Source organism: Nonomuraea sp. NPDC003201 (genome assembly GCF_053590415.1).
This window is the reverse complement of record NZ_JBSFTC010000424.1, coordinates 1-7,453: the sequence shown is the minus strand read 5'-3', so window position 1 is coordinate 7,453 and position 7,453 is coordinate 1. Positions and strand designations below refer to the sequence as shown.

The following is a 7,453-nucleotide window of genomic DNA, read 5'->3' as shown; positions in this document are numbered from 1 at the left end:
GCCAGAGCTCTGGTCACCGCGCCCGCGCTGCTGCTGGCCGACGAGCCGACCGGCAACCTCGACACCGCCTCCACGCACGACGTCCTGGAGATCCTGGACCGGCTCAGCGAGTCGGGCCGCACGATCGTGCTCATCACCCACGAGAACGACGTGGCCGCACATGCCAAGCGGGTGATCAGGCTGGTGGACGGCGAGATCGTGGAGGACCGCCGCCAGGGCCCGGTGGACGGCCCGCCGCCACGGATGGCGGGAGCGGCCCGGTGAACCAGCTCGAGATCCTCCGCTTCGCGCTGCGCGGCCTGCTGGCCAACAAGATGCGCAGCTCGCTGACCACGCTCGGCATCCTCATCGGCGTCGCCGCGGTCATCATGCTGGTCGCCATCGGCGAGGGCTCCTCGCAGAGCATCCAGCGCAACATTCAGCGCCTCGGCGCCAACACCCTGACGATCTCCCCGCAGTTCTCGGGCGGCGGCGGCGGCGGTGGTGGCGGCGGTGGTGGTGGTGTCATGCGGGCGTCCGGCGGCGGCACGAACACCGGCCCGCGCACCCAGGCCAGGCAGCTCAGCCTGACCGACGCCAAGGCGCTGACCGACAAGACCCTGGCGCCCTCCGTCAGGAGCGTCTCGCCGGTCGTGACCGCCTCCTCCTCGACGGCCACGTACGGGGCCGCCAGCCACGCGATCTCGCAGTTCGTCGGCACCTACCCCAGCTACTTCGAGGCCGTCAACAAGCCGGTCACGAAGGGCACGTACTTCTTCAACGACGACGTACTGGCCGCCAGGAAGGTCGTGGTGCTCGGCCAGACCGTCGTTGAGGAGCTGTTCGGCACCGTCGATCCCATCGGCAAGCAGGTCAGCGTGTCCGGCGTGCCGTTCACGGTCGTCGGGGTGCTGAAGGAGGCCGGGTCCACCGGCATGCAGGACGCCGACGACGTGGCCATCGCGCCGCTGCCCGCCGTACAGCAGAGCCTGAGCGGGTTCGGCTCGCTCAACTCGATCGTCGTGCAGGCGTCCGGGGCGGAGACCACGACGGCGGCGCAGGCCGAGGTCACGGCCATCCTCAACCAGCGGCACGGCATCAAGAACGACAACGCCGACTACCGCATCCTCAACCAGGCCACCTTGCAGGAGACCGTCAGCGCGGCGACCGGCACCTTCACCGTGCTGCTGGGCGCCGTGGCGGCGATCTCGCTGCTGGTGGGCGGCATCGGCATCACCAACATCATGCTGGTGACCGTCACGGAGCGCACGCGCGAGATCGGCATCCGCAAGGCGATCGGCGCGCCCAGGAGCGCGATCCTGGGCCAGTTCCTGCTGGAGGCCACGCTGCTGAGCCTGGTCGGCGGGCTGTCCGGGGTGCTGGTGGCGTTCATCGGGACCAGGTTCACCGTGGCCGGCATCGAACCGGTCCTCGTGCCGTCGTCGGTGGCGCTCGCGCTGGGCGTGTCGGTGGGGATCGGGTTGTTCTTCGGCAGTTATCCCGCCAACCGGGCGGCCAAGCTGAGGCCGATCCAGGCCCTGCGCCACGAGTAAGGAGAATGACATGGCCCAGCTCGACGACTCCTCGCCGTACCCCGACGACCTGAAGGAGGAGCTCGCCGTCCAGCCGCGGAAGGGCACCTCCAAGCTCACGCTGGCGTTGGCCGCCGGCGTCGTGCTGGTGGCCGGTATCCTCATCGGCATTCAGGCCGCCAACCTGTTCGGCTCGCCGGCCGCCTCCGCCGCCGGGGCGCAGCAGCGCCCCATGGGCGGCGGGTACGGCCAGCAGCAGGGCGGTTTCGGCCAGCAGCGCGGCGGATCCGGACAGCCGCCCGGTTACGGTGGAGGCCAGCGGATGGGCGGCGGCGGGGGAGGCACCATCGGCACCGTCGAGAAGGTCGAGGGCGGCAAGGTCTACGTGAAGACCATGGACGGCTCCACCGTCACGGTCGCCACCGACGACCAGACCACCGTCCAGATCTCCAAGCCCGGGAAGGTGACCGACCTCCAGACCGGCACCACGGTGGTCGTCCGCGGCCGGCAGGGCGGCGACGGTTCGGTGACCGCGACGTCGATCACGCAGGGGAACCTGGGAGGAGGCCCGCGATGACGCGCGAGCCCGAAGCCCGGCTGCTGGTGGTCGACGACGAGCCCAACATCAGGGAGCTGTTCTCGGCCAGCCTGCGCATGGCCGGCTTCGAGGTGCTGACCGCGGCCGACGGCATGGAGGCGCTGCGGGTGGCCGAGGAGAGCTCACCTGACCTGGTGATGCTCGACGTCATGCTGCCCGACCTGGACGGCCTGGCGGTCGCGGGCAGGCTGCGGTCCCGCGGCCGCCGGGTCCCGGTGCTGTTCGTGACGGCGAAGGACACGCCCGAGGACCGCATCGCGGGGCTGGGCCTGGGCGAGGACTACGTGACCAAGCCGTTCAGCCTGGAGGAGGTCATCGCCAGGATCCGGGCGGTGCTGCGCCGGACCCGGCGCGGCGTGCCGCCGCCCAACCGGATGCGGGTGGCCGACCTGGAGCTGGACGAGGAGAGCCACGAGGTGTGGCGCGACGGCATCCCGGTGAAGCTGTCGCCGACGGAGTTCAGGCTGCTGCGCTACTTCATGCTCAACGTGGGCCGGGTGCTGTCCAAGACGCAGATCCTCGACCACGTCTGGAACGGCGACTGGCGCACCGACGTCGGGCTCGTCGAGTCGTACGTCTCCTACCTGCGGCGGAAGGTGGACACGGGGGACCGCAAATACCTGCACACGCTGCGCGGGGTGGGCTACATCCTGCGCCCGCCCCGCATATGAGCGGCGCCGTCTCTCCCGCTCAACACCTCCGCGCGAAGGGCGCGCCGGTGCGCAAACACCTGGCCAGATCCCCGCTGTGGCTGCGGCTGGTGTCGGCGACCCTCCTGCTGGTCACCCTCGCCATCACCGTGACCGGCCTGTTCGCCGTACGGCTGATGCGCGGCTACCTCGTCGAGCGCGTGGACCAGCAGCTGCTCGCGGCCAGCCGCCCGCTGCGCGAGCCGCCCCCGCCGCCCACCGACCAGCCCCGTCCCGGCACCCGCCCGCAGCGTTTCTTCGGCCTGTTCTACGCCGTGATCCTCGACTCCACCGGCGCCCCGATCAGGACGCTCAGCGAGTCCACCGAAGACCACACGCCCGCCCTGCCCAAGCTCGACCTCGCCACGGTCCTGGAGCTCCACGGCCACCCCTTCACCGTCGAGTCGCGCGCCGCCGGCGGCCCGAGCTGGCGCGTCACCGCCGTGCCGGTCCGGGACGGCGAGACCCGGGTGATCGCCGTCAACCTGAGCGACGTGGACGCCACGGTCTCGCAGCTCGCCCTGATCGTGGGGGTCGCCGGCGGCGGCACGCTGGTGGTGCTCGGGTTCGCCTGCTACTGGCTGGTACGCCGCAGCCTGCGCCCGCTCCGCGAGATCGCGCGTACGGCCAAGGACATCGCGGGCGGCGACCTTTCCCGCCGCGTGCCCATGTGGGCGGCCACCACCGAGGTCGGCAAGCTCGGCCGCTCCCTCAACGGCATGCTCGCGCAGATCGAGTCGGCGGCGCGCGAGCGCGAGGCGGCCGCCGAGTCGGCCCGCCAGTCCGCCACGGCCGCCCGGCGCTCCGAGGAGCTGATGCGCAGGTTCATGGCCGACGCGTCCCACGAGCTGCGCACGCCGCTGACGTCGATCAGGGGGTTCGCCGAGCTGTACCGGCTGGGGGAGGAGAAGGACCTGGCGGAGGCCGTACGGCTGCTGAGCCGCATCGAGGGGCAGGCGGCCCGCATGGGGCTGCTGGTGGAGGACATGCTCCAGCTGGCCCGCCTCGACCAGCGGCGGGAGCTGGCCCGGCGGCCCGTGGACCTGCTCAGCCTGGCCGCCACCGTCGTCATCGACGCCCAGACGCTGGCGCCGGACCGCAGGATCGAGCTGGTGCGGCTGTTCGGGGGTGAGGGGGACGTGACCGTGACGGGGGACGAGTCGCGGCTCGGGCAGGTGATCAACAACCTCGTCACGAACGCCCTCACCCACACGCCGCCCGGCACGCCCTTCCAGGTGCGGGTCGGGCTGGACGGTGACCAGGCCGTGGTGGAGGTGGCCGACGAGGGGCCCGGCTTCCCGCCGGAGGTGGCCGAACGCGTCTTCGAGCGCTTCTACCGGGCGGATCCGGCGCGGAGCGCGGGCGGGTCGGGGCTGGGGTTGTCGATCGCGGCGACGCTGGTGGAGGCGCACGGGGGGATCGTGATGGCGGAAGGCTCACCCGGCAAGGGCGCCCTCTTCCGCATCATCCTCCCCACCACCGCCACCCCACCCCCCACCTGACCGCCCGCCCCTGTCACGGCCGCCCCTGTCACGGCCGCCCCGACACCGCCGACCCCGACACCCCTGTCACGCTCGGCCCGAACCCCGCCCCTGGCGATCCCCACCGCACGCCGTCCCTCGGAACCCAGCACGTCGGCGGCCCGGGAGCGGCTCAGCCGAAGGTGTACCCGTACAGCCCCGTGCCCTTGCTGAGCCGACGGACCTTGCCCAGCTTCAGCCCCGCCTTCCGGGACCCGGGAGCGTACATGACCAGCCCCTGGTCCGGCGCCGCCACCACGAGCCCGTACAGCGGCCGCCGCGCCCCCAGCGCCCGATAACGCTCACTCAGCGGCAAAGCGGCCAGAGCGGCCCCGAAGTCCCGCCCCTCGCCCTTGATCAGCAGGTTCCCCACCCGCGTCAGCCCGCCGGAGGCCCGCCCGGCCAGCACCTGGACCGCCTTCTCCCCGGGCACGCCGATGGCCAGCTCGTCGTGCCCGTCCCCGTTGAAGTCCCCGGCGACCAGCGACGCCCCGAACCGGTCGTAGTACCGGGGCACCCCCTTGAGCGTGTTCTGCGACCACGCCTCGCTCTTGCGGGTGGTCAGCCCGCCGCGCGACCCGTACAGGACGTCCACGGTGCCGTCGCCGTAGTCCATCGCCCGCTGGTTCGCGCTGAGCCCCTCACCCGGCACCCCGATGGCCAGGTCGGCCCGCCCGTCCCCGTTGAAGTCGCCCGTGGCCAGCGAGGCCCCGAACGCGTCCCACTTCTCGGAGGCCCCCTTGATGCCGGGGCTGCTCTGGGTGAGCAGCCGCGCCCGCTTCGCCCGTACGTCGACGACGGTCACCGACCCCTGCCCGTCCAGCGTGACGCTGTCGGCGGGTGCGCCGACGACCAGCTCGTCCTTGCCGTCCCCGTCGAAGTCCCCGGTCGCCAGCGCGGCGCCCCACTGGTCGGTCACGTTCGCCGCCTGCCGCACCCACGACGTCTTCTGAGTGATCTGGTACGGCTTGCGCCCCTTCATCCAGTACACCGTCACCGCCCCGCCCGAGCGGTGGCTGGGCGCGCCGACGACCAGTTCGTCCTTGCCGTCCCCGTCGAGGTCACCGGCGGCCAGCGCCGCCCCGAACCGGTCGCTGGACGGCTTGGCCAGCGCCAGCTCCTTGCCCGGGACCAGCCCGCCGACCGAGCCGTTGAAGATCTGGACGACCCCGTTCCCGTCCCCGCCCGGCACCCGTGTCCCCACGAACTCCTCCGACACCCCGACGGCCAGGTCGGCGCACTTGTCCCCGTCGAAGTCGCCGACGGCCAGCGCCGATCCGAACGAGTCACCGGGTTCGGCGCCGTTCTGGGTGAGCTTCACCTTCTTCCCGGACCCGTACATCACGGTCACCGACCCGGCCCGGGAGTCGTCGTAGGGCGCGGCCACGGCGAGGTCGGGCCGTCCGTCGCCGTCGAAGTCGAGAGGGTGCCCGCCGCACGCCCGTGCCGCGGCGGGAGTCGTGCCGGAGGCGAGGGGGAGAACCAGGCAGGCGGCGAGGAGAAGGTTCATAACGGAAGTAATGTCCACACAGGTCGAACCGTGCCTGAACAGCGCGAGAACGGCCCAGGAGAGCCGGATGCACATCGCTTGGCGATCCACGGCGTGGTGGGAACGTGCCAGGATAGACGCGTGGACATCGATCTCGCGGATCTGGATTTCTGGCGTAAGCCGCCGAAAGAGCGTAACGAGGCATTCGCCCGGCTCCGGCAGGTGGAGCATCCGGTGTTCTTCCCCGAGAAGAAGGTGCCGTTCCTGCGCTCGGGCAAGGGTTTCTACGCCCTCGTACGCCACGCGGACGTGGTCGAGGCCAGCCGCAACGCCAAGATCTTCTCCAGCGAGCCCGCCGTCACGAACCCGGAGCCGCCCGGCTGGGTGAAGCAGGTGTTCGGGGAGTCGATGGTCAACATGGACGACCCGCGTCACGCCCGCCTGCGCCGGATCGTCACCCGCTCGTTCAGTCCGAAGATGCTGGCCGGCCTGCAGAGCGACATCGAGGCGGCCTGCGCCCGCATCGTCGACGACGTCGTCAGGGACGGGCCGAGCGACTTCGTCACCCAGGTGGCCGCCCGGCTGCCCATCCACGTCATCTGCGACATGCTGGACATCCCGCAGGAGTTGCGCGAGAAGGTCCACCAGCACGTCGACATCTCCACCGCGTACACGGGTGTGCGCCCCAGCCTGGCCCGCAGCGTCCAGATGGCCGGCCAGAACATGCTGGCCCTGCTCGCCCTGCAGCGCATGGTCATCAAGCTCGGCCACGAACGCGTCGCCGACCCCAAGGGCGACCTGGTGTCCCTGCTGGTCAACGCCAACCCCGACGGGGAGAAGCTGACCGACAAGGAGCTCGGCTCGTTCTTCTCGCTGCTGCTGGTCGCGGGCAACGAGACGGCTCGCAACACGATGGCCCACGGCATCAAGCTCCTCACCGACAACCCGGCGCAGCGCGAGCTGCTGATGAGCGACTTCGACACGCACATCAACGGCGCGATCGAGGAGATGGTCCGGTACGTGTCACCGATCATGCAGTTCCGGCGCACGGTCACCGAGGACTGCTCGCTGCGCGGGCTGGAGCTGAAGAAGGGCGACAAGGTCGTCCTGTTCTACGGATCGGCCAACCGGGACGAGTCGGTCTTCCCCGACGCCGACACGTTCGACATCACCCGCGAGACCAAGCCGCACGTCGGCTTCGGCGGCCCCGGGCCGCACTTCTGCCTGGGCGCCAACCTGGCCAGGCAGGAGATGCGTACGATGTTCCGCGAGCTGCTGACCAGGCTGCCCGACATCCGCTCGGTCGGCGAGCCCGACCTGCTGCTGTCGAACTTCGACAACAGCGTCCGCGCCCAGCCGTTCACCTTCTGACGCTGTGACGGGACTCAGTCGGGCTGGTCGTCGTCGACCGCCAGCACGTTCGTCCTGATCGTGAAGAACGTGATCAGCGCCGCCACCACCATCATCCCGGCGCTGACCAGCATCGCCATGTGGAACCCGGCGTTGAACACCGGCGGGTTCCTGAACGCGTCACCCACCAGCCCGACCAGCGGCGGCACGGCCGCCACGGCGAGGAGGCTCCCGGTGCGGGCCACGGCGTTGTTGACGCCGCTGGCGGTGCCGGCGTGCCGCTCCTCGGCGGTGGC

6 protein-coding genes and 2 pseudogenes are annotated in these 7,453 nt (G+C 71.2%); 6 read left to right on the top strand and 2 right to left on the bottom strand.

Translation table 11 applies throughout. The features are described 5' to 3' along the window. The 5 genes and pseudogenes from ACWDX9_RS56530 to ACWDX9_RS56510 form a co-directional block, all read left to right on the top strand. Nucleotides 1-264, top strand: a pseudogene (locus ACWDX9_RS56530) (ABC transporter ATP-binding protein); the annotation flags it as partial. Further along, entirely contained in the window at nucleotides 261-1,532 is a 1,272-nt protein-coding gene (locus ACWDX9_RS56525) for an ABC transporter permease (protein ID WP_449971210.1), read from the top strand. The pseudogene ACWDX9_RS56530 and the gene ACWDX9_RS56525, both read left to right, overlap by 4 nt. Before the next feature lie 10 nt (nucleotides 1,533-1,542). Beyond that, a complete protein-coding gene (locus ACWDX9_RS56520) occupies nucleotides 1,543-2,088 on the top strand; it encodes a hypothetical protein (protein WP_364247094.1) in 546 nt (181 codons plus the stop codon). Next, the gene (locus ACWDX9_RS56515; protein ID WP_350726732.1) at nucleotides 2,085-2,780 is read left to right on the top strand and encodes a response regulator transcription factor; all 696 of its coding nucleotides are present in this window, start codon (nucleotides 2,085-2,087) and stop codon (nucleotides 2,778-2,780) included. Before ACWDX9_RS56520 ends, ACWDX9_RS56515 begins: the two co-directional genes overlap by 4 nt. A 47-nt stretch (nucleotides 2,781-2,827) precedes the next feature. Further along, nucleotides 2,828-4,300: a sensor histidine kinase gene (locus tag ACWDX9_RS56510; RefSeq protein ID WP_449971207.1), complete on the top strand. Its 1,473-nt coding sequence runs from the start codon at nucleotides 2,828-2,830 to the stop codon at nucleotides 4,298-4,300. A gap of 151 nt (nucleotides 4,301-4,451) precedes the next feature. On the opposite strand, the gene ACWDX9_RS56505 is transcribed toward ACWDX9_RS56510, so the two are convergent. Next, nucleotides 4,452-5,828, bottom strand: a complete 1,377-nt coding sequence (locus tag ACWDX9_RS56505; protein WP_449971205.1) for an FG-GAP-like repeat-containing protein — start codon at nucleotides 5,826-5,828, stop codon at nucleotides 4,452-4,454. A gap of 120 nt (nucleotides 5,829-5,948) precedes the next feature. Between ACWDX9_RS56505 and ACWDX9_RS56500 the strand changes: the two genes are divergently transcribed. Next, complete coding sequence (locus ACWDX9_RS56500) at nucleotides 5,949-7,178, top strand: cytochrome P450 (RefSeq protein ID WP_449971203.1); 1,230 nt, start codon at nucleotides 5,949-5,951, stop codon at nucleotides 7,176-7,178. Nucleotides 7,179-7,192: 14 nt separating this feature from the next. On the opposite strand, the pseudogene ACWDX9_RS56495 reads toward ACWDX9_RS56500, so the two are convergent. Then, nucleotides 7,193-7,453 (bottom strand): annotated as a pseudogene (locus tag ACWDX9_RS56495) (MFS transporter); the annotation flags it as partial.

What these genes read in the sequence shown, in the direction of transcription:
- ACWDX9_RS56520 (WP_364247094.1), top strand. Translation starts at nt 1,543, where the DNA reads ATGGCCCAGCTCGACGACTCCTCGCCGTACCCCGACGACCTGAAGGAG.
- ACWDX9_RS56515 (WP_350726732.1), top strand. Translation starts at nt 2,085, where the DNA reads ATGACGCGCGAGCCCGAAGCCCGGCTGCTGGTGGTCGACGACGAGCCC.
- ACWDX9_RS56505 (WP_449971205.1), bottom strand. Translation starts at nt 5,828, where the DNA reads ATGAACCTTCTCCTCGCCGCCTGCCTGGTTCTCCCCCTCGCCTCCGGC.